The organism is Chryseobacterium sp. c4a (genome assembly GCF_009900745.1).
Taxonomy (GTDB): Bacteria; Bacteroidota; Bacteroidia; order Flavobacteriales; family Weeksellaceae; genus Chryseobacterium.
Genome location: NZ_WXVU01000004.1, coordinates 236086 through 262759, shown reverse-complemented (window position 1 = coordinate 262759; position 26674 = coordinate 236086). Strand labels below are relative to the sequence as shown.

General features: G+C 34.7%; 18 protein-coding genes and 1 CRISPR repeat array (1 of these 19 cut by a window edge). Of the genes, 11 read left to right on the top strand and 7 right to left on the bottom strand.

Annotated features, from left to right (window positions below):
* Positions 1 to 8: 8 nt before the first annotated feature.
* The 3 genes from GTR01_RS08610 to GTR01_RS08600 form a co-directional block, all read right to left on the bottom strand.
* On the bottom strand, positions 9 to 1214 hold the full coding sequence (locus GTR01_RS08610; RefSeq protein ID WP_160137430.1) for an MFS transporter: 1206 nt from the start codon (positions 1212 to 1214) through the stop codon (positions 9 to 11).
* 89 nt (positions 1215 to 1303) lie between these two features.
* Positions 1304 to 2215 (bottom strand): helix-turn-helix domain-containing protein, encoded by a 912-nt coding sequence (locus tag GTR01_RS08605; RefSeq protein ID WP_160137429.1) that lies wholly within the window; start codon positions 2213 to 2215, stop codon positions 1304 to 1306.
* A gap of 96 nt (positions 2216 to 2311) precedes the next feature.
* Positions 2312 to 2824 carry a hypothetical protein gene (locus GTR01_RS08600; RefSeq protein WP_160137428.1) on the bottom strand — a complete coding sequence of 171 codons (513 nt, stop codon included), beginning with the start codon at positions 2822 to 2824 and terminating at the stop codon, positions 2312 to 2314.
* Positions 2825 to 2941: 117 nt separating this feature from the next.
* Between GTR01_RS08600 and GTR01_RS08595 the strand changes: the two genes are divergently transcribed.
* Positions 2942 to 4351 (top strand): PLP-dependent aminotransferase family protein, encoded by a 1410-nt coding sequence (locus GTR01_RS08595; protein WP_160137427.1) that lies wholly within the window; start codon positions 2942 to 2944, stop codon positions 4349 to 4351.
* Between the two features lie 130 nt (positions 4352 to 4481).
* On the opposite strand, the gene GTR01_RS08590 is transcribed toward GTR01_RS08595, so the two are convergent.
* Positions 4482 to 5966: a M1 family aminopeptidase gene (locus GTR01_RS08590; RefSeq protein WP_160137426.1), complete on the bottom strand. Its 1485-nt coding sequence runs from the start codon at positions 5964 to 5966 to the stop codon at positions 4482 to 4484.
* 333 nt (positions 5967 to 6299) lie between these two features.
* On the opposite strand from GTR01_RS08590, the gene GTR01_RS08585 reads away from it, so the two are divergent.
* The 7 genes from GTR01_RS08585 to GTR01_RS08555 all read left to right on the top strand — a co-directional run bounded on the left by GTR01_RS08585 (position 6300) and on the right by GTR01_RS08555 (position 14821).
* Positions 6300 to 6476, top strand: coding sequence for a histone H1 (locus GTR01_RS08585; RefSeq protein ID WP_027373301.1), 177 nt, complete (start codon positions 6300 to 6302; stop codon positions 6474 to 6476).
* Positions 6477 to 6692: 216 nt separating this feature from the next.
* Positions 6693 to 7853, top strand: a complete 1161-nt coding sequence (locus GTR01_RS08580) for a hypothetical protein (protein ID WP_160137425.1) — start codon at positions 6693 to 6695, stop codon at positions 7851 to 7853.
* Positions 7854 to 8006: 153 nt separating this feature from the next.
* Positions 8007 to 9578 carry a M28 family peptidase gene (locus GTR01_RS08575; RefSeq protein WP_160137424.1) on the top strand — a complete coding sequence of 524 codons (1572 nt, stop codon included), beginning with the start codon at positions 8007 to 8009 and terminating at the stop codon, positions 9576 to 9578.
* 421 nt (positions 9579 to 9999) lie between these two features.
* Entirely contained in the window at positions 10000 to 11127 is a 1128-nt protein-coding gene (locus GTR01_RS08570; RefSeq protein WP_160137423.1) for a hypothetical protein, read from the top strand.
* Between the two features lie 33 nt (positions 11128 to 11160).
* Positions 11161 to 11664 carry a DUF4280 domain-containing protein gene (locus GTR01_RS08565; RefSeq protein ID WP_160137422.1) on the top strand — a complete coding sequence of 168 codons (504 nt, stop codon included), beginning with the start codon at positions 11161 to 11163 and terminating at the stop codon, positions 11662 to 11664.
* Positions 11665 to 11687: 23 nt separating this feature from the next.
* The gene (locus GTR01_RS08560) at positions 11688 to 14246 is read left to right on the top strand and encodes a peptidoglycan DD-metalloendopeptidase family protein (protein WP_160137421.1); all 2559 of its coding nucleotides are present in this window, start codon (positions 11688 to 11690) and stop codon (positions 14244 to 14246) included.
* Positions 14243 to 14821 carry a hypothetical protein gene (locus GTR01_RS08555; RefSeq protein ID WP_160137420.1) on the top strand — a complete coding sequence of 193 codons (579 nt, stop codon included), beginning with the start codon at positions 14243 to 14245 and terminating at the stop codon, positions 14819 to 14821. Before GTR01_RS08560 ends, GTR01_RS08555 begins: the two co-directional genes overlap by 4 nt.
* A gap of 33 nt (positions 14822 to 14854) precedes the next feature.
* Here GTR01_RS08555 and GTR01_RS08550 read toward each other — a convergent pair whose 3' ends face one another.
* The 3 genes from GTR01_RS08550 to GTR01_RS08540 form a co-directional block, all read right to left on the bottom strand.
* Complete coding sequence (locus tag GTR01_RS08550; protein ID WP_160137419.1) at positions 14855 to 15487, bottom strand: HAD family hydrolase; 633 nt, start codon at positions 15485 to 15487, stop codon at positions 14855 to 14857.
* Between the two features lie 186 nt (positions 15488 to 15673).
* Complete coding sequence (locus GTR01_RS08545; RefSeq protein ID WP_160137418.1) at positions 15674 to 17797, bottom strand: Tex family protein; 2124 nt, start codon at positions 17795 to 17797, stop codon at positions 15674 to 15676.
* Between the two features lie 90 nt (positions 17798 to 17887).
* Positions 17888 to 18553 carry an O-methyltransferase gene (locus GTR01_RS08540; RefSeq protein ID WP_160137417.1) on the bottom strand — a complete coding sequence of 222 codons (666 nt, stop codon included), beginning with the start codon at positions 18551 to 18553 and terminating at the stop codon, positions 17888 to 17890.
* Between the two features lie 262 nt (positions 18554 to 18815).
* On the opposite strand from GTR01_RS08540, the gene cas9 reads away from it, so the two are divergent.
* From cas9 to cas2, 3 genes are read left to right on the top strand one after another with little or no spacing between them, the layout of a single operon-like run.
* Entirely contained in the window at positions 18816 to 22622 is a 3807-nt protein-coding gene (gene cas9, locus GTR01_RS08535; RefSeq protein WP_160137416.1) for a type II CRISPR RNA-guided endonuclease Cas9, read from the top strand.
* Between the two features lie 5 nt (positions 22623 to 22627).
* Positions 22628 to 23521 carry a type II CRISPR-associated endonuclease Cas1 gene (gene cas1 / locus GTR01_RS08530; protein ID WP_160137415.1) on the top strand — a complete coding sequence of 298 codons (894 nt, stop codon included), beginning with the start codon at positions 22628 to 22630 and terminating at the stop codon, positions 23519 to 23521.
* Positions 23518 to 23856, top strand: coding sequence for a CRISPR-associated endonuclease Cas2 (cas2, locus tag GTR01_RS08525; RefSeq protein WP_034678328.1), 339 nt, complete (start codon positions 23518 to 23520; stop codon positions 23854 to 23856). Before cas1 ends, cas2 begins: the two co-directional genes overlap by 4 nt.
* A gap of 57 nt (positions 23857 to 23913) precedes the next feature.
* Positions 23914 to 26674: a CRISPR direct-repeat array (repeat unit 47 nt; unit sequence GCTGTGACTAATCACGAAGATAATAATTTTTGAAAGCAATTCACAAC) (it continues 1983 nt past the right edge of the window).

Genomic DNA, 26674 nt, shown 5'->3' with positions numbered 1-26674 from the left:
AGCAGAGATCAATTCTCTGCTTTTTCTTTTTTAACTGCCTGATGCATAATAAGGATCACTCCCAATAATAAAATAGCAATGATCAGGTAACGCCAGGAAAGATCTTTTTGCTCCGCTACTGTTCCGCTTACAGAAATAATAAAACTGGTTACAGACGTAATTACATATACCAAACCTCCCATCAAACCTCCGGCTGTTCCTGCATTTTTAGGGAAGTACAGCATACTTGTTGTAAAAAATGAGGTAAATAAAACTCCTGAGCAGATGTGAATAAAAAAGGCAAAAGGAATCATAATATAAAGGCTTTCCGCAAAATAGCTGGTAGTGATCAACCCTGCAATAAGGATCAATTGAAGGATAATAGGGAATAGAATTCTGGGTTTAAATTCCAGAGATAATCTGCGTTTTCCGATAAAACCGCCGATCATCCAGGAAAATCCTAAAATCAATGTACAATATCCAATCACTACAGGCGTAAAGTGGAATGTATTTTCAATAATAAATGGCCCGGTGATATTGAATAGCATAACAATAGAGTAGCTTAATCCCAAAATGATGATGCCCAGCATGAAAATTTTATTTTTAAGCATCATGGAATACAGTCTGATATTCTCCGAAAGATCCAGTTTCTTTTTCTGGGGAAGGCTTTCGCCACTGAAAAACCATTCAAACAGAAATAAAAAGCCTGCATAAAAAGCTAAGAAATAAAAGTTAGCATGCCAATTAAAAAGCTTTTCAAGATAACCTCCCAGAAAAGGAGCCAGAATAGGGCCGCAAGACCAGGCAATTGTAAAATAGCTCAGATAATGTTTTACCCGTTCAGCATCATAAATATCAACAAAAATTGCCCGCGTAGCTACAACCAGTACAGAAACAGCAATACCCTGAAGGATACGAAGCAGACATATTAACAGAATACTGTCGGTCATTGTAATAAAAAGACTGCTCAGTATCAAAATAAATAAAGCCAGTAACTTAGGACGATAACGCCCAATGCTGTCCAGAATTCCTCCTACAAACAACTGGGAAACTCCATAGCTCAATAGATAAGACGTTAAAGTGATTTGTATATCTTTTTCCGAGACCATCATTTCCTTAGCCATAGAAGGAAAGGAGGGTAGGTAAATATCAGTGACAAACCCCGAAAGCGGGATAGACACAAAGGCCATAATGGTTATTAATCTGATGCGTTTCTCAGATGCTTCTCTCAACATATTCATTCATTTTTTTACAATGCAAAAATACTTCAAGAATAGAAAATTGAGTTTTAAAAGACAAAGTAAAAATTACAAAATTCAAATATTTAGTATGAATTCTTAAATTTCAACGGAGAAGTCTGGGCATGCTTTTTAAAGAAATTGTTAAAATGGGAAGGCTGCTCAAAACCAAGGGTGTAGCCCACCTGAGCAATATCCCAGTTGGTATACTTCAACAGGTTTTTAGATTCCTCAAATATCTTTTCTTTAATGATTTGTGTTGTGGTAAGGCTTGTAACTGATTTTACGGATGAATTCAAATGATTGACATGTACATTCAGATGATCTGCAAAATCAGAGGCTGTTTTTAAAGACAGAGGATAGGCTGGAGAATCTAAAGGAAATTGTTTGTTCAAAAGTTCATCAAAAAGCTTGTATAAACGAACATTCGCAGGAAGTTCATTAAGACTCACATCTTCAACACGGTTTTCCAATGCAAGGTGTAAAACGGAGGCTAGATTACTCTTAATACCGCTGCAACGGAAAGGGTAAGAAGAGTGATTCAGCTTGTACATCTGTTCAAAATACATTGTCGTCAACTGGATCTGTTCCTCAGTAAGAAATATAAAAGGTTTACTCCATTCCTTAAACAAGGAGGTCTTTTTAAACAAATTGAACTCAGAATTTACATTAAAGAATTCCTGGTTAAACAGACATGAAAAACCTTCCTGAAAATCATCCTCACATTCCCATGTATAAGGGATGTTAGGAGATGGGAAAAATAAAACAGGACGGTCAACATACAATTTATGAGAAGCGTAATGGGCTGTTCCTTTCCCTATGATAAAGCAAATCTTGTAGTAATCACGTCGGTTATAAGGACTTTTAAAACTGCAATACTTTCTTGGGATAATATTGAAGTGGGATTTTCCGGTCTCGAGATCCGCATCAGATACCTCCAGAACTGTTTTTCGGGTGCGTTTGTAATAATCTTTTATGGTTTCCAGTTGATCACTCATTGTTCAATAATTATAAAAATCAAAGATAGGCAAATCTTGAGATGTTCAGATTTGCCTTTAATAGTTTTTATAATTTGTTTTGATCTAAGATCTTTATTATTTCTTGCCGACCTGCATTTCTATAATATAGGAAGGAAGCTGAAAAGGTGTAGATTGAGTATTTTCTTTAATAGAGAATCCAATTTCTTTTAAAAACTCCAACAAAGGATCTTCTGTAAGAATATTAGTCCATATAATATCAGTGAATGAAGCAGCTGCCCGGCATTTTTTCCATAGAGACTCACGGGTTTCGGCGTTGTCATATTCTTTTAGGATAACAAAATTGAGCTCTGTAAGTCTTTTCTCTTCCGAAGATCCCGGATATACGGAGCCGCTTCTTAAAATACCATATCCTACAGGTTTGTGATCAGCATATGTTATAATAAGCTGGTTAGACAAATCATTGAGCTCATTGATCATTTTTCTTGGATCCCAACCTTCAATATATTGTTTGATCTCTTCCGCTGAAATTAATTCTTGATAAGTAGTATTGACGGAAGATTTAATAACTGTAAAAAGATCATCAACGCCCTCATCAGAACCTATGGTGAATTTTGAAATGATTTCCATTCTTTTTTTTATCAAAATTATAAGATTAATTCCTTCGGAAAGGATACAGATGATTAAAATACAACCAGTACAGATTTTAATTTTGTAAATTTGTTCAGTACAGATTGAGTAAAGACAATGAAAACCTATAAATATGAAGCTTTCACAGCTGTTATTGAAGAACAGATCCGAAATGGAATTTTACAAAGTGGTGATAAACTACCCTCTATCCGGAACATAAAGGAAAGATATAACCTCAGTATAAGTTCTGTACAAAATGGGTTTGAATATTTGATGATTAAAGGTTTGGTGGAAAGTAGTCCACGCTCAGGCTATTTTGTGGTAGAAAAAAGGGACGAGAATATTCCTGAAATCAAAACAAAACTTTCTGAGGTGGTAAGGGATGAGGCGTTTATGAAAAATATAGCATTGACATCCAAAAGAATTTCAGAATCAAGTTCTTTTAATACCACTGTACCCGGAGATCTTTTGATTCCACAAAAGCTGATTTTAAGAACGATGCAGGAAGTGATCAGAAAAAAAGGAGCAGCTCTGCTGAGGTATTATCCTTCCAACGGGCTTGAAGAATTGAGAAAGCAAATCACAAAACAAATGGGAATATATGGCTGTAGATTCAATCCTGATGAGCTTATTATTACAGATGGTGCTCTACAGGCATTAACCATTGCATTAAGTTCTGTAACAAAGGCTGGTGATATTGTAGCGGTAGACAGCCCTTGTGTATTTTCTATATTGGAAGTGATTGCCAATTTGGAGGTAAAAGTTATTGAGATCCCGGTTCATTATCGTAGTGGTTTTGATACTGATTACTTTCGAAAGGTTTGTGCTGAAAATGATATTCGTGCTCTTATTGTAACTCCAAATTTTCATAATCCAACAGGGATTATGATGAGTGATGATACCAAGAAAGAAGTATTAGCGATTGCAGAAGATCATCAGGTATGTATTATTGAAAACGAGATGTATTCTGACCTTTATTTTGAAGAAAAAAGACCATCCAGTATAAAAAGCTTTGATGAAAAAGGATGGGTGATGACTTATTCTTCATTTTCAAAGACATTGGCACCGGGAATTCGTTTAGGATGGTTATACGCAGGACGTTTTTATGCAAAAGCAGAAAGGGCAAAATTTGTATTAGGAAGATCCGTTTCTCCTCTTTATCAGGAACTTATTCTGAAACTTTTGCAGGAAAATAGCTATGAAAGGCATTTACGATCATTTCGCAAGAAACTAAACCAACAGGCCAATCTCCTTTTAGAGGTTTTAAGGAGAAGTTTTCCGGAAGGCTCTTATTTCCACAGACCTCAGGGAGGATACAGTATTTGGGCACAGATGCCTGAAAATATGGATATTAAAAAATTATATCAGTATTGCGAAGAGCATAAAGTATTATTCACACCAGGAAATACATTTTCCTTTACAGATAAATATGATGACCATTTCCGGGTTGTATTTGCAGAAAGAATTACTCCTGAAAGCCTTCATCTATTAGAACAAGCAGGGATAAAAGCTCGTGAATTTATGTAGATGAAAAAAGAGGTGTGTAAAGAAATACAAAAAGGCTGTCAGACTTATAATACAATTGAAGGGTTTCATATCCCCTTCCTCTGAAGGGGGGCAAATCTATGAGTTGACGGGGTGATTTTATATCCTCACCTTATTCAATCAGATACTTATTATTTTTAGTTTTATCAATCTCCAACTGTGGAACCCCATCAATAACCTGAAAAGAAAAACCTTCTATCCATTTTTCTTTCAAAAGATCAATATCTTCACCATTAAGAATATGTTTCTGGAAGAAATAAGAGACATCCTGATCCAGATACTTTTGAATAAACTCAATAAAAAATTCATCGGTAAATTTTATTTTCTTCTCCTTGCAGGTTCTCAGCAAATCCCGCATCAAATCATCCAAAGATTTTTTATAATGGGTTTTCAGCATGATTTGATTATCCAGCCATAGGGCAAAAATGGCACCTCGTCTGTAAGGAACTTTTTCTACATTTCTGCTTTTCCAGAAATCATCCTTTATTTTATAATTAGGAATATTTCTCTCAGGATTCTTCCAATGGGCTTTAAGGATCTCCGTGTTAAACAATTTTTGCCACTCATCCATTGAGATATCCTTTATTCTTAACCTGTTTTTGTAAGTATAATAATCGGTAAAGCCTTCACTGAACCAATAATTCAGTTCCTCATGTTTGTTTTGAATTGTATTTCCGATCCACTCATGCATTAATTCATGATGAAAGAGATACAGATAAGAATTCTTGTTATTGAAAGGATTATTGGTTCCCTGGATTATAAATGCATTTTTAATAGCGGAACCTGTAGTACTGTAACCCTTATATAAACTGTCTTTTTGTGAAACAGTGGGCGTCATGGTAACCGTAAAATAATCCTGATCGTAATCTTTCCAGAAATCCCTTTGAGACTGTATGGCTTTTTTCAGATTAGAAAATAAAAAATCATCAGTGAAACCGTTATTCCACTCTTCTCTCAAAGCAAAATAGATGGGCTTATCGTGTATTGTAAAAAAATAAAATCTGTAATCCCCACCAATAAATAAAGAATTATAAAAGCCATCCCAAAGGACGGTCTTGATTTTCTGTTGCTTAACCTGTGAAGCAAAATTATTATGGAGTTTGAATTTTTCGGGGAAGCCTATCCAGTCAATAATAAATTGAAATTCCTGCTCATCGGGCATCTCTGCGAAAGAAACCGGTACCATAAAAAGGTTCTTCCCTAAAACATGAAAGAAAGTATTGTTGATTCTCGGTCTGTTAAAGATTTTATAGTTGGGATCTGTAAAATCCTGTTTAATATGATAGACCAGAGAAAAGTGAGTTCCTTTTTTCTGATAGATCTTTATTTTGTTGTTTTCAGGTTTACTCTCCAATTTAATATCAGGATTATCCTCCTTTAACAAAATAAGATTTTTAAAAAGCTCATTCTCGCCCCAGTTTTCATTTGCATAATAGAAGGATAAAGTGTCTGATGCTTTTTTTAATGTATAATCTACCCGCACTTTTAAGCCATTCTTAGCAAGATCTTCGTCATAATATACCTTATATCTGATTTTATTTTGAGAATAAGCAATAAACGGAAGGATAAATGTCAGAAAAATTAGTTTTTTGAACATGGATTAAGTCGTTTTTCCAAATTTAATATAAAAATCCAAATGCTGAAGATGGTGAATCATTCGTTTTGAAAGAGTTATTTTAAAACAATCAGAACTTGCTGCCAGAATCAACGAAAATTTGATTGGAAAATACATGTGAAATTAGGTGACGAAATTTAACTTATGAACGGTTACAACGGCTTTTTTATCAAAATTGCAGGGCGAAAATCGATAAAAATCGGTTCAAGAGTAGAAATATGTTAAAAAATCAGTCTTTTTACCCAAACTTTTTTCACTGCTACTAGGCTGGAATCACCATAAAACCTATATTTGCAGCCTAAATTTTTAAATATAATGAAAGAACTAATTGAAAAAATCAACGCAGAATTTGAGGCGTTCACAACTGAGGCAAACCAACAAGCGGAAAAAGGAAACAAAGCTGCTGGTACAAGAGCTCGTAAATCAGCTTTAGAACTTAGCAAATTGTTCAAAGAATTCAGAAAAGTTTCTGTAGAAGAAGCTAAGAAGTAATTCTCAACCTTTAGCCGGCTTTTGAAGCCGGTTTTTTTATACCCTTATCGCAGCCTTCTTCTTATGGTTGTCATGATTTCTCAAAATATCAAAAAAAATTCACTGTAATCGATATTCAAAAACCGGAAATTGATTTTTTAGGTTTAAATATTAAATTTTCCTTTACTGAAAGTTTGTCATCATATAATTTGTATTTTAGAAATATCAATTAAACAAATGATGAAATATTCCTATTTGTTGTTTATTCTAATTTTTAATTTCTTTTCAGCCCAAAACATTCAGGTAATAGATGCTGAGAATGGGAAGCCGATTCCTAATGCAAGAATTCTTTGGCAGAATCATGTTGTTTATACTAACGAAGAGGGGTTTGCGCCTGTAGATGATAGTTCGGTAAACGGTGAAATTTCTGCATCAGGATTTCAAAAGACAGTCATCCCCCAATTTTATTCCCCAATAAAGCTGAAAAGAGGATATAAAAAAATTGATGAAGTAAAAATGATAAAGGTAGATCTGAAAAAAATCTTTGAAGAGGTCTCCAGTCATTACAAAAAAAGATATTATAATAAACCCTCCCTTTATGATGTCACCTATAAAGAAAAACGGAGTGATAATAACCAAATTCATTTCTTAGTCATTGCAGAAACAAAGTTATGGAGTAAAACTAATTTTTATAATCCTAACAAATCTTTTGATAATAACCTCCAGATGCAGCTGAATAATGTGAAATATTTTAAAGATCTAAAGTCGGACAGCATTTTTGTAAAAGGAATAAAGAAGTTTTCTGATGAATATATGGGAAACTACTTCTTTAATTTTGAGCTGAACAGAACCTTGGCACACCTAGAAAATAAAGCATCTAAATATTCCGGCTGGATGATTTTTGAACAAGGGGATGAGCAATTAATCACCTTTAACATCAAGTCAGGAGTAGGAATTGAAATGGAAGGAGAATTGAAATATAATAAGGTTGATAAGGTGATCACATATTTTGAAATTCATTATTTACAGGACAAATATCCAATGGTTAAAAGAAAGACAGGAGAAGGGGAAGTGTTTGATTATCAATTGGGAAATGCTATACTCGTTTTTGATTTCTACAAAAGCGGAGGAGTATATGTTCCTGCTATGAGCCGGGTTGAAGGTAATAAATATATTGCTTATTATAAAGGTGTTAAACATGAAAGGAAAATCAGCAGAGAGCTTATTTATAACACCTTTAAGAAATCGGATGAAAAAGAGCTCGTTCCGAGGGTGAATTTTGATAAAAATATCTGGGATAATACTTCGGTAAAGGAAAATAAAAATAATACCATTTTACTGACTACGGAGGAACAGGCTTTTATCAATAGAAATGTACCGGACTTCGGGGCAAAATAGCCGATAAAATCATACCGTTGAATTAATATATTAAGATAATCATTTCATTTTCTTCAAAAATGGATTTAAATACTGATGTATAAAGACTTTTTTTCGTTAATTCCTTTAGCATCTCCGCAATTTCTTCTATCTTTAGTGCAATCAATATACATTATGAGGATAAATAGATTTTTTGCAGTACCGGCTGTCATGTTGGCTGCCCAATTTTCATGGGCTCAGGTAAAGGTTGACCCCAAAGAGAACCTTAATCCAATCGTAAAAAGTTTCGTAGATGAAGTGAATAACAATTCCCAGCTTGAAGGAATGGCATACGAACTTCTGGATGGTATAGGCCCCCGCCTTGTAGGAACTCCGGAAATGCTTGCTGCTAATGAATGGAGTGTGGGAAAGCTTCGTTCATGGGGAATAGATGCCAATCTTCAGCAATTTGGAACCTGGAAAGGATGGCAGAGAGGAACTACCCATGTAGATATGGTATTTCCAAGAGTAAAGTCATTATCAGCAACTCAGCTGGCGTGGAGTCCGGCTACTAAAAAAGCAGTTGAAGCAGAAGTAGTAATTCTTCCGAAAGTATCATCCAAAGCAGAGTTTGATAAATGGCTTCCAGCTGCAAAAGGCAAAATCGTTTTGATGGCACAATACCAGAAGATTGGCCGTTCCGATGAACAGATCAAAGAGTTTGCTACTCCCGAACTTTATGAAAAGCTTAAAGCTGAAAAAGACCAGGCTGCCAAAGACTTTGCTGCGTATGTAAAGAATATCGGTTATGATAATAATACCCTTCCGGAAGCACTGGAAAATGCAGGAGCTGTAGGGATTGCCATTTCAAACTGGACAGGAATTATGGGCGCAAACAGAATCTTTGGAGCAAAAACGTCCAAAATTCCGATGATCGATATTGACGTAGAAGATTATGGCATGCTTTATAGAATGGCTGAGAAAGGTGCTCAGCCTAAAATTAAGATCGATGCTCAATCTAAGGTTCTTCCTGATGCTAAAAGCTTTAATACAATAGGTATGATTAAAGGGAAAGAAAAACCGGATGAGTATGTTATTCTTTCTGCTCACCTTGATTCATGGGATGGTGCTCAGGGAGCTACAGACAACGGAACAGGAACACTTACGATGCTTGAAACGATGAGAATCCTTAAAAAATACTATCCTAATAATAAGAGAACAATTGTTATCGGACTTTGGGGAAGTGAAGAGCAAGGGCTTAATGGTTCCAGAGGATTTGTTGCAGATAATCCTCAGATTATTAAAGGGACACAGGCTGCCTTTAACCAGGATAATGGTACAGGACGTGTTATCAATATCAGTGGGCAAGGATTTATAAAAGCATACGATTATATCGGAAAATGGCTGGATGGTGTTCCAAAAGCAGTAAGAACTCACATTAAGACTGATTTCCCTGGAATGCCTGGTGGTGGCGGATCCGACCATGCTTCATTTGTAGCAGCTGGTGTACCGGGATTTTCTTTAAGTTCTTTGAACTGGGGATATTTCGGGTATACATGGCATACTACAAAAGATACGTATGACAAGATTGTTTTTGATGAGGTGAAGAATAATGTGATCTTAACAGCAGCATTGGCTTATATGGCTTCTGAAGATCCGGAATTTACCAACAGAGAAAAAAGAGTAATGCCTAAGGATGATAAAGGAAATCCGATACTATGGCCGGAAGCCAAAGAACCCAAAAGAAGTTCTAAAGATTATAAATAATAAAGATTCTATTTTCTAGTAGAATTTTTCATTGAAAAAGGTTACCTGAAAGGGTGGCCTTTTTTGTTTTTTATCGGTTTTACTTCACCTATTATTGAAATAATGGGCTTTGAATTTTTCTATGATCTATAAGACTTTGCATAAATACATAAATGTGTAAAGAGGTTGTATGCAAATTATGAGTTTCTACTGTTGAAAAAATAATAATGTATTGATTTATAAAGGGGCTTTTATTATCAATAAAAACATAGCTACACCTCCTAAATGCAGTCTTTTTATTTTAACTGTCTCTTGATTTTGTATCCATTTTTTCTTGTACAAGTTATCCCGGTTATTTGCAATAAAAAAACATGTGATTATAAAATAATGTAAAGTGGGGATTTTTAATTTTAAAAATCTTCAGAAATAAAAAACACACATTATGAAAAAAGATATTCCGGATGGGAAAGGTTTGGCTTATGGAACCAATCCCATTGAAAAACAGAATTTTTATGTTGTAAAATCTGGTGAGACCCTGGAAAGTATTTCCCAAGATTTGATGCTAGAGAACCCTCGTTACCTTTACGAATACCATAATCAAAGATGCAGCTTTCTGGATATTATTCCTGAAAATGGAAGATTAAGATTTCTACAGAAACTTTGTATTCCCACTTCGGAGGAGGTGGCAAGAATGAATTTTCTCATCCGGCAACAGGGAGAAGGCTTATACAAACACTTTTTGAACGGAAGAATCCCTTTTAATGCTAATGCTTTTTCAGGAGATTATAAAGTTATACAGACTGAAAGTGATGATGGTGTTCAGAAAAGTGAATATGCCTATTCGCTGCATTTTAAGTATATAAAGAAAGAAAAGGATCATCATCTCCATTTTTCAATGAGTGGTTTTAAAAAAGATGGTGAAGAACTGGAGGAAAAAATCAATAGTCTGGCTTCTGCATTTGTGAAAATCATTTATCCAATAACTTTGATTATAGATCATTCGGGAGGTCTGCTAACTGCAGAGACGGATAAAGAGATCTCAGAGATCATTGGTGAGATTGAAGCATTAAAAAAATATTATCAGGGCAAGTATGCCTCTTTACACATCGATCAGCTGAAAGATAAAATGGCCAATTCAAAGAGTATGGATGCTAGTCTTAAAAAGCTATTACCCATACAATTGCTTTTCAGTTGTTTTTATCAGGCTCATTATAACATACAAGGGGTAGCTTCTCCTTATATATCCCGGTTTTCATGGATGGCTCCAGCTTCACCGATTAAAATGGAACTGCTGAACAATACATTGCCGGAGAAAGATCCTCAATTCATAGAAGTTGTACAGACAGGAAAATCGGCAGATTACCGAACGGTTGAGGAGTTATATGAAGAGGAAAGGAATAATGATGAACACACTAGGCAGAATCTGAAGTCTCTGATAGCCAGTCATACTGCAGTTTATACATTAAATGCAGAGAATTTTTCTGTTCAGAAAATCAAAGCAGCATTTCAAATTCAAATTGCTGACTATGAGAAGTCAATGACCTTTGATTTAGAAAAATTAGCAGGATAAAAGATCAAAATTGTATCAACCAACACAAAAATTATGTCAAAAAATGTATCACCACATGACGGGAAGCACTTTGTTGTGCAAAAGGGCAAAGCCTGTTGTAATCAGGGCGATGTTTTTCCTCAGTTTAAAGTGAATGCTCATCAGAAACATTACTGGAATCATAAAGAAACTACAGCAGATTATCTTGCCGTGACAGAGGAAGATATACAGTTTAATCCTTCCGGTTCAAGTTTTGGGAAATGCAAACTAAAACCAACATCTGGCGGCTACTTACCTTGCACTTATGCTCCTGCAGGAAAATGGCAGAAAGTCTATGAAAAGGTAAAAGTAATGGGCAATAGCTGTCTGTCTGAAATTTCTGAACTGATGTGCACTACAGGTGGACTCATTACAGTAAAGGAACATGGCCAGACTTCTACGATGAACAGACAGAATATAACCTTGGCCGATGTAAAAAGCTATCATTTTATTAATCCGTTTATGGATCTGAAAGAATCTCAGGAAGAATGGGAAGAACCTGATCCTATCTATGAGTAGAAAACGTTTCAAAACTAGCAGATATGGCAAAATTGACTATTACAGGCAGTACCCAACCTGTTGTTGGAAATACGGAGGCTTATTCACTTTCGGTATTTGATAATCTGATCTCTTCCAATTCCTTTTCTTTTCCTCCTCCCAAAATACAATGGAATGTTCATGTACAAGATCGGAAAGGATGGCGGGTTACCCATGGGAATATCAAAGAAGGAGAACATATTACTTATAAATTTACCCTTAAAAGTTTAAAATATAGATCTCTAAAGATTGAAGTCATAAGAGGGAAGGATCGTGGGGAGCTGTATATAAAGCCAAGACAGGCTGAAGAACCTAAAATACTCCGTGTAGATTTATTAGATATTAATTCTCAGAGGTTACAGAAAGGAAAGATACTTCATTATACAGATACTTTAATAGCTAAGGCTCATTGTGTGGGAATGTTTGGATATAAAGTGGCTTTTACCTTATGGGAGGATGACGCATTAGGTAAAGGCCATGATCCGATGATTAACATGATGAATAGAATTAATCCTGTACCTCTGGTTGGCGAAGTGGATCATGAAGGTGTGGCTAAAGTTATTTTCAGGCTGCCAAGCTATACAATGGCAGTGCAGATAGCCAATGCTCAGGTTGCCAGAGGAGATAAAAGTGAGGGTAGAACCCATGAATATTACGTAACTGCAGAAATGACTTCCAAACATATTCTAAAGGCCAGTTCCAATGTAAATATTGCTAATCCTACTCATAGTCCGGAATCTCCTAAAAAGCAAAAAACTAAAGAAACTAACCCTCCTCAAAAGACATCTCCCGTTGCAACCAGAGAAAAAGAAGTAAAGCCTGATAAACCCAAACCTAAAGACAATACTCCAAAATTTCCTCAAACTCCAGCCGCCAAAAAACAGGTTGATCCTGAAGGGAAAATCATAAGTGCAGCCTTTACAGATGCTACAGGAAAACCTTTGGGAAATGCTAAAACAGGTGATGTCATATCTATTAAAATCGTCACTCAAAGTATGAAAGGGAAAAATGTAAAGGTCAGAATCTGGGAAGAGGACTTTTCAAGGTATAGCAATGATCTGGTATATGAAAAATCAGTAACACTGGCTTTTGACATGACCAACTTTATCAACGGTATTATCCTTACCAAAGATATGTACATCAAAAGCTACGAATGGGGAGAAGGCAACGAAAGGGAGTATTTCATAGAAGTTGAACATCTCAATACTTCTGTAACCTCTCAAGTGATCCCTGTAAGCCCGGATGCGGAGCCGATGAAAGTGGATGCTAATGATTCTGTTGCGGTGATTAAGGAGAAAAGGGAAGAAAGGAAAGTTTGTATTTGTGAAGAAAGTAAATTGTATTGGGGCAAACATTTTACATGTCTGGAACGCAAGAAAATCATAGAAATTTCAAAAAGGTTGTTATGTGACCCAAATCATTTGACTTCTGCTATGGCATTGGAAACAGGAGGTAAGTTTGATCCAAGTTTGGTTAATGACTTAGGGTATACAGGATTAGTTCAAATTGGAAGTGATGCTGCACATGATATTAATAGAAGAAAAGGGACAAATATAGAAGCTGGTAAGAAAGGGAACCTAAAAAATATGAAAAAGTTTGAACAGCTTACTTATGTAGAGTATTATCTTGAGCCTTTTAGAGCAAAATTAAACACTCTGGTTGATTTTTATTTAGCAATCTTAATGCCCGTTGATTGCGGAAAAGGAAATCAAGATCATTATGTTGTATTCGATAAATATTTAATTCTAGATTATAATTCTAAAGGTGATGTTATTAAAAATACTAAATGGATAAGAAAAAAAGGTTATGCTAAAAATCCTGTTTTTCACAAAGAAGGAAGCGAAGAAGATGGAAAAACATATGTATGGGAAATAGCTAAAGAAATAGAAGGATGGTATAGAAAAGGTGCGCTTAATAAAGCCATCGATTTTCAATGTCAAAAAGATCATGAAGATAAAATTGAAAATAAAAAAGATTCTAAATGGCACGATCCTATTGATAATCCAGAAATAGCATTGTTTAATTTCAGCGGAATTGAAAAACCCAAAGGCTCTTCTTTTGGCCTTGTTAGAACACATCCGAATGGAACACTAAAAAACCATCAAGGCTTAGATATTTTTGCACCAAAAGGAACTCCAGTAAAAGCTTGTTTAAAAGGAACTGTTGTTTTGGTCTCAGAAAATGCAGGTGCATTTGGGAAGCTTGTGGTAATAGAAGTAGATAAGGGTGATTTAGATAAAGCAAGAATGGATTATAAACTACAATATCAAGGTGAAAAAGAAAAGGGGCCTAGCTTTGGGGATTCTGATAAACGTTTTTTAAGATATGGACATCTCAGTGAAATAAGTGTGGAAAATAAACAGGAAGTTACAGCAGGTATGGAAATTGGAAAAAGTGGGAATACTGGTAATGCATCTAAACAAAATATCAAGGCAAGACATTTACATTTTGAGATTACTGATGCAAAGACTGCAGGTGAAGGTCTAAATAATAGAGAAAACCCTGCATTTTATGTAAGGCTTAAGGCTCCTAATAAAAATAGGCAAGAAAATAATAAAAGATGATAAAGTACCTCTATATATTGATGGCATTAGGAATGCTTTCATGTGTAAAAGATAGAACAGTAAAAAATGATAGAGCAAAGGATTCTATACCCTTATTAGCCCCAGAAGTTAATAATATTAATTCAGAAAACAGAGATACGTTGAAGTTGGAAAATGAATTAGAAGGAGAAGATGAATTTATTTCTAAAAAATTATTTCAAAAGTGGAAAGGCTTATATATTATGGAAAATAATGATGTAATTGATGGTTGGGGGAGAGAATCTATTTCTTATGCAGAACTAAATATGGTAAATCCAGATAGTTGCATATTTAAAAGTTGGTTGGCGGATAATAATGGTAAAAGGTATAATAAGCATGATAACTATCAAGAATATATTGGAGGAATATATGCTACTGCCAATAATGATTCCATTGAATTTTTTACAAAAAAAATAATAGAAGGCGGAAATGAGAATCTCTCACCTCTATTAACATTGATTAAAAGAAAGAATGAGTATTTTATATCTAGTTTTATTACCTCTCCTCCTCATAATGGGATTATTGAAATGCCAATACAAAAGGTCACATCAAAATAAAGCCGGCTCACAAAACTGTAAACCGGCTTTTATTTAAATATAATTTTTTAAATCAGAGAATGCTGAAATCTGAGCTTCATGTGGGCTGGACAGCTTTCCAAATCCATATTCGCAGAAAATAAAGGGCAATTCATTGGAAGTCGCAGAATCATAATCGGTTTGGGTATCTCCAACATAAACAGAATCTTCAATAGATAAATTATTTCTTTCCATGAGAAGCTGTATGTTTTCTGACTTCGTTTTTTGAGTGCGCCCATGAGACTCAAAGTCTGTAAAGAGATGGTTGAATTGGTAATATTCTAAAAACGATTCAATATAGCCGTCCTGACAATTGCTTACAATGAAAAGGTTGTGAGTAGCCGCCAGGCTTTTCAATGTATTCTCAACATTGGGATAAAGAATACCGCCTTGTATACGCAATACCTGGTTTTCCTGGGCTACTACTTCAGAAAGAAGCTCATCAATCTGCAGATCTGAAATTCCGGGAAGCATATCTTTCAGAATATCATGAGCCAGTAAGCCCATATACTGATTCATATCGTCCGATTTCAGTTCATGTTGGATCAATTGATGCTTACTTAAAACATCATTCCATATTTTGATAATCGTTGCTCTGGAATCCCATAATGTTCCATCCAGATCGAAAATTAGATTTTTATAACTCAAAGTCTTTTATTTAATGATAATGAATAATTGTTTTTTTCAAATTTTATGAAGTAATTATGTAACCATTAAGGTGAGTTTAGAAGTTAAGTTTGATTAACAAAACGTAAGCAAAAAATCTTAAAGCGAAGCTTAACTTGTTATTCTAAATCCCTTACCACATCTTAATGGTTAGAAAATGAAACAGCCTTATAAAATCATACTCAGTTGCACTCTTTTCCTTGCCTCATTCACTTCCGTTACCTTTACTCTTACATGCTGATGCAATTTTACTACTTCATTCACATCCGAAACAAAGCCGTCTTTAAGCTGTGAAATGTGAACCAATCCGCTTTCTTTAATTCCAAGATCTACAAAACATCCGAAAGCTGTAATATTGTTAACGATTCCCGGAAGGATCATGCCTGTTTTTAAATCCTTAATGCTTTTTACACTAGGATCGAACTCAAATACTTTGGCCGCTTTCCTCGGATCCAAACCAGGTTTTTCAAGTTCCTTTAAAATATCTTTAATTCCCAGAATTCCGATATCTTCGGTGATATAGTTTTCCGGTTTTATCTGAGCAATTTTTTCCTTGTTGGCAATCAGTTCATCGGTTTTGATCCCTAAATCTTTAGCCATTTTTTCTACAGTTTTATAGGCTTCAGGATGTACCGCAGAATTGTCCAGTGGATTTTTTGAATTGGTAATCTTTACAAATGCTGCTGCCTGTTGAAATGCTTTTTCGCCAAGTCTTGGAACTTTTTTAAGCTGTTTTCTATCCTCAAAAGCACCGTTTTCAGCCCTGTAATTCACAATGTTTTCAGCCATTTTTTCTCCAATTCCGGAAACATAGCTTAATAAAGATTTGCTGGCTGTGTTCAGGTTAATTCCTACAGAGTTTACACACTTCATCACGGTAGAATCCAACTCATTTTTCAATTGAGTCTGATCCACATCATGCTGATATTGTCCGACTCCAATAGATTTTGGATCGATTTTTACCAATTCCGCCAACGGATCAGAAAGTCTTCTTCCAATAGAAACCGCACCACGTACCGTTACATCATAGATTGGAAACTCATCCCTTGCAATTTTGCTGGCAGAATACACCGAGGCACCTGCTTCCGAAACCACAAATACCTGTAAAGGTTTATCAAAAGCAATTTTCTTGATGAAAAACTCCGTTTCACGGCTTGCTGTTCCGTTTCCGATAGAAATGGCTTCAATATTATAAGCATTTACCATAGAACGGATCTTTTTCATCGCCATTCCCGATTCATTCTGTGGAGCGTGAGGGTAGAGGGTTTCATTATGCAGCAAATCTCCTTTTTCATCTAAACAAACCACTTTACAGCCGCTTCTGTATCCAGGATCAATAGCCAGAATTCTTTTTTCTCCCAATGGCGGAGCCAAAAGTAATTGACTCAGATTCTCAGAGAAAATCTCAATCGCTTTTTTATCTGCTTTTTCCTTAGCCTCCTGCAATGCTTCATTGGAAATAGCAGGCTCCAGAAGTCTTTTATAACTGTCTTTAATCGCTAAAGCAATCTGATCAGAACTTTCATTATTAGATTTGATGATGGCTTTTTCAATAAAATCAATCGCCTCTTCTTTGTCAATTCCTACATTGGTTTTTACAAAGCCTTCAGCTTCTGCTCTCAGCATTGCCAAAAGCCTGTGAGAAGGAGTTCTGCTGAGGTTTTCCTCCCATTCAAAATACTGAGAAAACTTTTGAGCATCTTCTTCCTCCTTTTTAGCCTTCACCACTTTAGAAGTCACTACTGCTTTACGCTGGAATAAACGACGAAGGTTCTTACGGACATACATATTTTCATTAATCCATTCCGCCATGATGTCTCTTGCTCCCTGAAGAGCTTCTTCCTCTGATGTAACATCGTTATTCAGATATTTGGAGGCCAAAAATTGTACATCATTGTTTTTCTGGCTCATTATGATTTTGGCTAAAGGTTCTAATCCTTTTTCCTTGGCCGCATCTGCTTTAGTCTTCTTACGTTTTTTAAAAGGAAGATATAAGTCCTCCAACTCCTGCATATCAAAGCTTTCTTCAATTCTTTGTCTCAGTTCAGGCGTTAAAGCATCCTGTTCTTCTATAGATTTTAAAATAGATTCCTTTCTTTTAACAATCTCATCAAACTGTTTGCTGATCTTGGCGATCTGCTCAATCTGTATTTCATCCAGGTTTCCGGTTTTATCCTTACGGTAACGGGAAATAAAAGGAATGGTACAGTCTTCGGCTAATAATTGTAAAGTATTGTTGATGCTCTTCTCAGAAATATCGAGCTGCTTCTGTATAAATTCTACGGTCGTCATTGTTCTGTTTTCGAATAGCTAAAATAGGGTTTTAAAACGAAAAAAGGCGAGTTGCCCCCGCCTTGAATAATTTTTCCTTTGAATTATAATTTAATTGACAATTGCTATTGCCATTCCATCATATTCTTTCGCACCTACGGTTTGCATAATCGTGGCAGTAACTTTTGGATTATCGGCCAGCATTTGATTAAAACGCTGTACTCCTCTCACTTTTTCATCATTGCTGTTTTTATCTAAAACCTGACCTTCACGAATCACATTGTCACAAATGATCATTGTTCCGGGATGAGACAGTTGTAACGCCAGTTCAAAATATTCTGTATAAGGAGGTTTATCTGCATCGATAAAAATAAAGTCGAACGTTTCTTCCCCCACAGCAATAAGTTCATTCAATACATCCATTGCTTTACCGATTCGTAAATCAATCCGATCAGAAAGCCCTGCTTTTGCAATGTTCTTACTGGCAATCTGAGCGTGATGAGGATCAAATTCCACAGTAATCACTTTACCATCTGCAGGAAGTGCTCTGGCCATCCAAATAGTACTGTAGCCGCCTAAAGTTCCCAGCTCTAATACACGTTTAGCCTTACAGGTAAGGAGCATCAGTTGCAGAAACTTCCCTTGTACAGGCGTTACACTGATTTGAGGCATGGAAGCGTCATCTAAAGATTGAATGGTTTCCTGAAGTACCGTATCTTCAGGAGCTACCAAATTACTGATATAGTCATCTACTTTTTCAAATAATTGCTGATTCATATTTTTGATTTGATTGAAACGAAGGTAGTGAATTCTGAAAGCTGTTACAACTGAGAAGGTATCAGTTACAAATAAAAATCCCCCGTATTGGAAGACGAGGGGGCTTAAATGTTTTCACAACGGAATAATCCTTATTGTGAATTGCTTTTCAAAATTATTAAGACAAATATAGGAGAAAAAATCTTTTAGGTGATTACGGGAATCCTCATTTTAAATATTTTTTTTATTTCTATTTTTATAAGGTATATAAAAATTAATAATGATGACTAAAAATATACTTGGATTAGATTTGGGAACCAATTCCATTGGTTGGGCATTGGTAGAGGTTAGTGAAAATAATATTCCTGTTCGCATTATTGCAATGGGCTCCAGAATAATCCCTTTGTCAACAAGTGATAAAGAAGAATTTCAAAGAGGTTTGTCAATCACAAAAAATCAAAGTAGAACAATAAGCCGTACTCAGCGAAAAGGTTATGATAGAAAACAATTAAAGAAAAATGATTTAAAGAAAATTCTAAAAAAATACAATATTTTCCCATCAGAAGAATTGTTAAAACTTCCAATGCTTGATTTATGGAAACTGAGAAGTGATTCTGCTAATTCTAATGAATATATTTCTGCAGAACAATTAGGACGTATTCTCTATATGCTTAATCAGAAAAGAGGTTATAAGTCTGCCAGAAGTGAGGCTAATTCTGATAAAAAAGATACAGATTACGTGCAGGCGGTAAAAGGACGTTATGCTCAGTTAAAAGACAGAAATCAGACGATTGGGCAGTATTTTTATGAAGGACTTTCTAACGCATTTTCAGACAAAAATAATCAGCAGTATTTCAGAATCAAAGAAGAAGTTTATCCAAGAGAAGCTTATATAGAAGAGTTTGATACTATTATTAATGCTCAAAAAGACAAACACGATTTTCTTACAGATAAAGTGGTTCATCAATTAAGAAATGAAATCATTTATTTTCAAAGGAAATTGAAATCTCAAAAAGGGTTAGTGAGTATCTGTGAATTTGAAGGCTTTGAGAAAACTGTTTTTGATAAGGAAAAAAACAAAAATAAAGTGGTATTTGTCGGGCCAAAAGTTGCTCCTAAAACATCTCCATTGTTTCAGCTTTGCCGAATCTGGGAAGTTGTTAATACGATTACTCTAAAAATAAAAAATCCAGAAGGAAGCAAATATAAATGGGGTGAAAAAATTCCGGATTTAAAGGAGAAAGAAATTTTAGCAGATTATTTATTTAAAAATGAAAGTTTAAGCTTTACTAAACTTCTCGAAATTTTAGAATTAAAAAGAGAAGATGTATATGTGAACAAGCAAATCCTGAAAGGCATTAAAGGAAATGAAACATATGCAGCTCTTCATAGTGTTTTAGGCTATAATGAACTTTTGAATTTTGATGTATCTATCATTACTTCAAATCATACTGCCATATTAGTAGATAAGAAAACAGGTGAAATTCTTGAAGAAAGAGCAGGTCTTGAACTTGATGCATCATTGGAAAGAGAACCGTTGTATCAACTGTGGCATACCATTTATTCTCTGAAAGATTTAGATGAATGTAAAAATGCTTTGATTAAAAGGTTTGGTTTTGATGAAGACATTGCCGAAAAGTTATCTGGTATAGATTTTAATAAGCAGGCTTTCGGAAATAAATCGAATAAATCAATGAGAAAAATTCTTCCTTTTCTGATGGAAGGCTATGATTATTCTCAATCCTGTAGTTTAGCGGGTTATAATCATTCTAATTCTCTGACAAAAGAAGAAAAAGAACAACAAATTACTTTAGACCGATTGGAACTTCTTCCTAAAAATAGTTTGAGACAACCTATTGTTGAGAAAATTCTGAACCAGATGATTAATGTGGTTAACGCAATTCTTGAGCAATACGGAAAACCATCTGAAATTAGAGTTGAACTTGCCCGTGAGCTTAAACAAAGTAAAGACGAGCGAAACGAGACCGATTTACAAAATTCTAAAAATAAAAAATTGAATGAAGAAATCGGAAAAAGATTAGCAGAATTGGAACTGCCGGTAACCAAGCGATATATTCAAAAATATAAATTCATATTTCCATCACTTAGTAAAAATCTGAAAGATGCTCACGTCAATAATCAATGTATTTATTGTGGAGAAACCTTCAATTTAACAGAAGCTTTAAGTGGAGATGCTTATGATGTTGACCATATTGTACCGAAAGCTTTATTGTTTGACGACTCTCAGACCAACAAAGTTTTGGTTCACCGAAAGTGTAACTCGACAAAAACGAATCAAACTGCGTACGATTACATTGCCACAAAAGGCGATGAACAGGTTAGGGTATATTCAGAACGGATAGATGACTGGTTCAAGAGAGGAATTATCTCTTACAATAAAATGCAAAGGCTGAAAGTTTCACATAAAGAATATCTTGAAAGAAAGAAACTTGGAAAAGAAACGGAAACGGATAAAAAACTTTGGGAAAATTTCATCGACAGGCAATTGAGAGATACTCAATATATTTCCCGCAAATCAAGGGATATTTTACAGAAAATATGCAATAATGTAACAACAACAGAAGGTGGAGTGACTGCAAAACTCCGTAATTTATGGGGTTGGGATGATGTTTTAATGAATCTTCAAATGCCTAAATACAAAGAATTAGGACAAACCGTCACCAAAGAGTGGACAAGCGAACACGGAAAAAGAAAACATCAAAAAGAAGAAATCGAAAACTGGACAAAAAGAGATGATCACCGTCATCACGCGATTGATGCTTTGGTAATCGCCTGTACAAGACAAAGTTTTATTCATAGGATAAATACTTTGAATTCGAGTGAAACAAAAGATTTAATGGTAAAAGAAGTTGAGGAAGCTAAAATAGAATTTAATGAAAAGACCACACTTTTAGAAAAATATCTAAAAACTCAGAAACCTTTTAGTACACAAGAAGTGATGCAAGAAGCAGACAGGGTTTTAATTTCTTTTAAAGCGGGTAAAAAAGTAGCAACCATAACCAAATTTAAAGCGACAGGAAAAAATAAAGCGACAGGTGTGATTGTTCCAAGAGGAGCTTTACATGAACAATCTGTTTATGGGAAAATAAAAGTAATTGAGAATGATAAACCTTTAAAATATTTATTTGAAAACTCAGATAAAATTGTAAATCCGGGGATTAAAAATCTTGTTGAAACAAGGCTTTCAGAAAATGAAAATAATTCTAAAAAGGCTTTGTCAACATTAAAGAAAAATCCAATCTTTTTAAACGAAGAAAAATCTGAAATTCTAGAAAAAGCATCTTGTTACAATGATGCAACGGTATTGAAATATAAATTACAAAATTTAAAAGCAAGTCAAGCCGATGATATTGTTGATGAAAGAGTAAAATTTTTGGTAAAAGAAAGACTTGCTCAATTTGGAAACAAAGAAAAAGAAGCTTTCAAGGATACCCTTTGGTTTAATGAAGAAAAACAAATTCCGATTATAACAGTTCGTTTGTTTGCCCGCCCCGATGCTAATAATTTACAGACAATTAAGAAAGACAAAGATGGTAAAGATATAGGCTTTGTTCTTACAGGAAATAATCATCATATCGCCATTTATGAGGATAAAGACAATAAGCTTGTTCAGCACAGTTGTACATTCTGGCACGCTGTAGAGAGAAAAAAATATAATATTTCTGCTGTTATTGGAAATTCATCAGATGTTTGGAGCCAATTATTAGATAAAGAACTTCCAGGATCATTTTTGAATAAATTACCAGCCGATAAACTCAATTTAAAGTTCAGTATGCAGCAAAATGAAATGTTTATTCTGGGTTTATCACAAGATGAATTTGATGAAGCAATAAAAAATAATGATAAATCTTTATTGAGTAAATACTTGTATTTGGTATGGAGTATTTCTGAAAATAATTATTGGTTCAGGCATCATTTAGAAACTAAAAATTCTGATTTAAAGAAAACTGATGGAGCTAAAGAAAGCAAAAGACTTTATAATATTAGAAGTTTAGGCTCTTTATTTTCTTTAAATCCAATAAAAGTCAGATTGAATCATTTAGGAGAAATTACCAAAATAGGAGAATAATAACTATGATCACTCGTTCCATCTACATCGGCAATCCTGCTTATCTTAAACTTAAAGATGAGCAGATGTATATTTTAGAACCTTCCACTAAAGAAATGAAAGGTAAAGTTCCGGTGGAAGATTTAGGATTGCTGATGCTGGATCATTTCCAGATTACGATCTCACATCAATTGATTCAGAAAATGATGGGAAACAATGTGGTAGTGGTGAGCTGTGATGGTCATCATTTGCCACACGGAATTATGCTTCCGCTGTATGGTCACACTGAACATTCCGACCGGATCAAAGACCAATTAGAAGCCAGTGAACCGCTCAAAAAACAACTTTGGAAACAAACTGTCGAATGTAAGATTGAAAACCAGAAAGAGGTTTTAAAACGGTTAGGGAACTATTATGAACCGATGATTGATTACCAGAATAATGTGAAAAGCGGTGATATAACCAATATGGAAGGTATTGCAGCACAACATTACTGGAAGTACCTTATTAGTCTTGATTTTCTGAGACAACGTTTTGGAGATTCTCCTAATCAGTTTTTTAATTTTGGATATTCGGTTCTCAGAAGTATTGTGGCAAGAGCCATTGTTGAAACCGGATTGCTGCCTGTATTGGGTATTTTCCACAAGAATAAATACAATCCTTATTGCTTGGCTGATGACCTGATGGAACCTTATCGACCTTTTATTGATTTATTAGTGATGCAATGGCTTGCAATTAATTCAGAAGCGGAGGAGTTAACTAAAGAGTTTAAAGCTTTTATTTTACAGATTGCAACCAAAGATGTGAAAATAGATGATAAAACCAGACCATTGCTAGTTGCTGTGAAAACAACAGTTACATCACTGTATAAATGTTATACAGGAGAAAAACGTCTGATCTCTTACCCTGAATTGATATGAACGCCGAAAGGTTTAATGCTTACCGAATTATGTGGGTTTTAGTATTATACGATTTACCAACAGAAACTAAAGCCAATATGAAAGATGCGAACCGCTTTCGTAAATCTTTACTTGATGATGGTTTTACATTATTTCAGTTTTCAATGTATGTAAGGCATTGTCCAAGTCGCGAAAATGCTGAAGTTCATATTAAAAGAGTGAAGTTTATGCTTCCAAAAGCTGGAAAAGTAGCTATTATGTGTATCACTGACAAGCAATTTGGAGATATTGAAATATTCTTTGCCAGAAATAAAGAAGAACCACCTCCAACCTTTCAACAGCTTGAATTATTCTAAAATTTAAATCCTAAAAACAAAAACAATCTACTGATTTTCAGTGGATTGTTTTTTGAGGCTGTGACTAATCACGAAGATAATAATTTTTGAAAGCAATTCACAACTAGTGTGGCTGCTGGGCCATAATCAATACTGCTGTGACTAATCACGAAGATAATAATTTTTGAAAGCAATTCACAACACAAAGGGGCTTATTGAATTGAACCCGGAAGCTGTGACTAATCACGAAGATAATAATTTTTGAAAGCAATTCACAACTTAGTAGCGTCTTTGCCTAAACATTCCGTCGCTGTGACTAATCACGAAGATAATAATTTTTGAAAGCAATTCACAACCAGACCTATAAAGGCCAATGATACGACCAAGCTGTGACTAATCACGAAGATAATAATTTTTGAAAGCAATTCACAACCGTAGATGATAGAGATAAAGCAATTAAACCGCTGTGACTAATCACGAAGATAATAATTTTTGAAAGCAATTCACAACTGATATAAGCCAATTGTCTGTGAAGGTATTGCTGTGACTAATCACGAAGATAATAATTTTTGAAAGCAATTCACAACTGTTCGTCTCTGATAATCACCTTATCTCTTGCTGTGACTAATCACGAAGATAATAATTTTTGAAAGCAATTCACAACTTTAAACCGGCAGATGTTGCTCCTTTCCATGCTGTGACTAATCACGAAGATAATAATTTTTGAAAGCAATTCACAACCCGTATAATTCTCTCGCCAATTGATAATTCGCTGTGACTAATCACGAAGATAATAATTTTTGAAAGCAATTCACAACGGTACATTTTGAGTTAATTTATGTAGATTAGCTGTGACTAATCACGAAGATAATAATTTTTGAAAGCAATTCACAACTCTGTAACACTTTCCCCCGTTGAAGAGGAAGCTGTGACTAATCACGAAGATAATAATTTTTGAAAGCAATTCACAACAGCGGACAGCTCGTCCACACCCAGAGCAACGCTGTGACTAATCACGAAGATAATAATTTTTGAAAGCAATTCACAACTGCTGAATTGCTATTCCAACAGATCCATCAGCTGTGACTAATCACGAAGATAATAATTTTTGAAAGCAATTCACAACAATGTCTGAAAGCGTATATCAGTCGTCTTTGCTGTGACTAATCACGAAGATAATAATTTTTGAAAGCAATTCACAACCTGTTTGATTCATTTATTCTTTCAGCTTCAGCTGTGACTAATCACGAAGATAATAATTTTTGAAAGCAATTCACAACGATCCAGGAAAAGAAGTCCAGGATTTCTTTGCTGTGACTAATCACGAAGATAATAATTTTTGAAAGCAATTCACAACAAGGAATACTGCAGACAAAAAGGAATCAGAGCTGTGACTAATCACGAAGATAATAATTTTTGAAAGCAATTCACAACAGCGAAAACGATATTCATACAGTTTCATGTGCTGTGACTAATCACGAAGATAATAATTTTTGAAAGCAATTCACAACTGGCCATGATATCGGATAAAATTCAAGAGAGCTGTGACTAATCACGAAGATAATAATTTTTGAAAGCAATTCACAACCAGAGCATCCTACAATGAAACCTCTGGATAGCTGTGACTAATCACGAAGATAATAATTTTTGAAAGCAATTCACAACAAGGAAATAAAAAGCCTAAAGTGGAATTTGGCTGTGACTAATCACGAAGATAATAATTTTTGAAAGCAATTCACAACTTAATGAGTCGATTGGTTTTTGGCGAGATGGCTGTGACTAATCACGAAGATAATAATTTTTGAAAGCAATTCACAACTACAAGATGCACGGACTTAATTTTTTTAATGCTGTGACTAATCACGAAGATAATAATTTTTGAAAGCAATTCACAACGCTTTCGTTCTTTATATCATCCTGGAATGAGCTGTGACTAATCACGAAGATAATAATTTTTGAAAGCAATTCACAACAATGTGGCAAAGGGGACAAACGTTGCTTTGGCTGTGACTAATCACGAAGATAATAATTTTTGAAAGCAATTCACAACTACAGGATACGTTATATAGAATTCCTTCAAGCTGTGACTAATCACGAAGATAATAATTTTTGAAAGCAATTCACAACTGTTACAACGCCTGGGAAAAGCGGGCCGTAGCTGTGACTAATCACGAAGATAATAATTTTTGAAAGCAATTCACAACTCTAATTCAGGCTTAAAATGTACTGCTTTCGCTGTGACTAATCACGAAGATAATAATTTTTGAAAGCAATTCACAACCGCCGGTTATTGGTTATGTTTCTTTTTTCCGCTGTGACTAATCACGAAGATAATAATTTTTGAAAGCAATTCACAACAAAAGCCTGTGAATTCACTTTTAAACATCAGCTGTGACTAATCACGAAGATAATAATTTTTGAAAGCAATTCACAACTATAAATACAGAACTGATGAAAGTTGGTTAGCTGTGACTAATCACGAAGATAATAATTTTTGAAAGCAATTCACAACATAATACTGGATGGGTAGGTAATATTTATGGCTGTGACTAATCACGAAGATAATAATTTTTGAAAGCAATTCACAACGGTTTAATGCTAGAATATGAAAGGCTTAACGCTGTGACTAATCACGAAGATAATAATTTTTGAAAGCAATTCACAACACTCCGAGCCAAACCCAGACACCTGCTTCAGCTGTGACTAATCACGAAGATAATAATTTTTGAAAGCAATTCACAACCGTTTATTAATTCTGAAGAACAAGCCTATTGCTGTGACTAATCACGAAGATAATAATTTTTGAAAGCAATTCACAACCGTCTAAAGGCTATTTCTG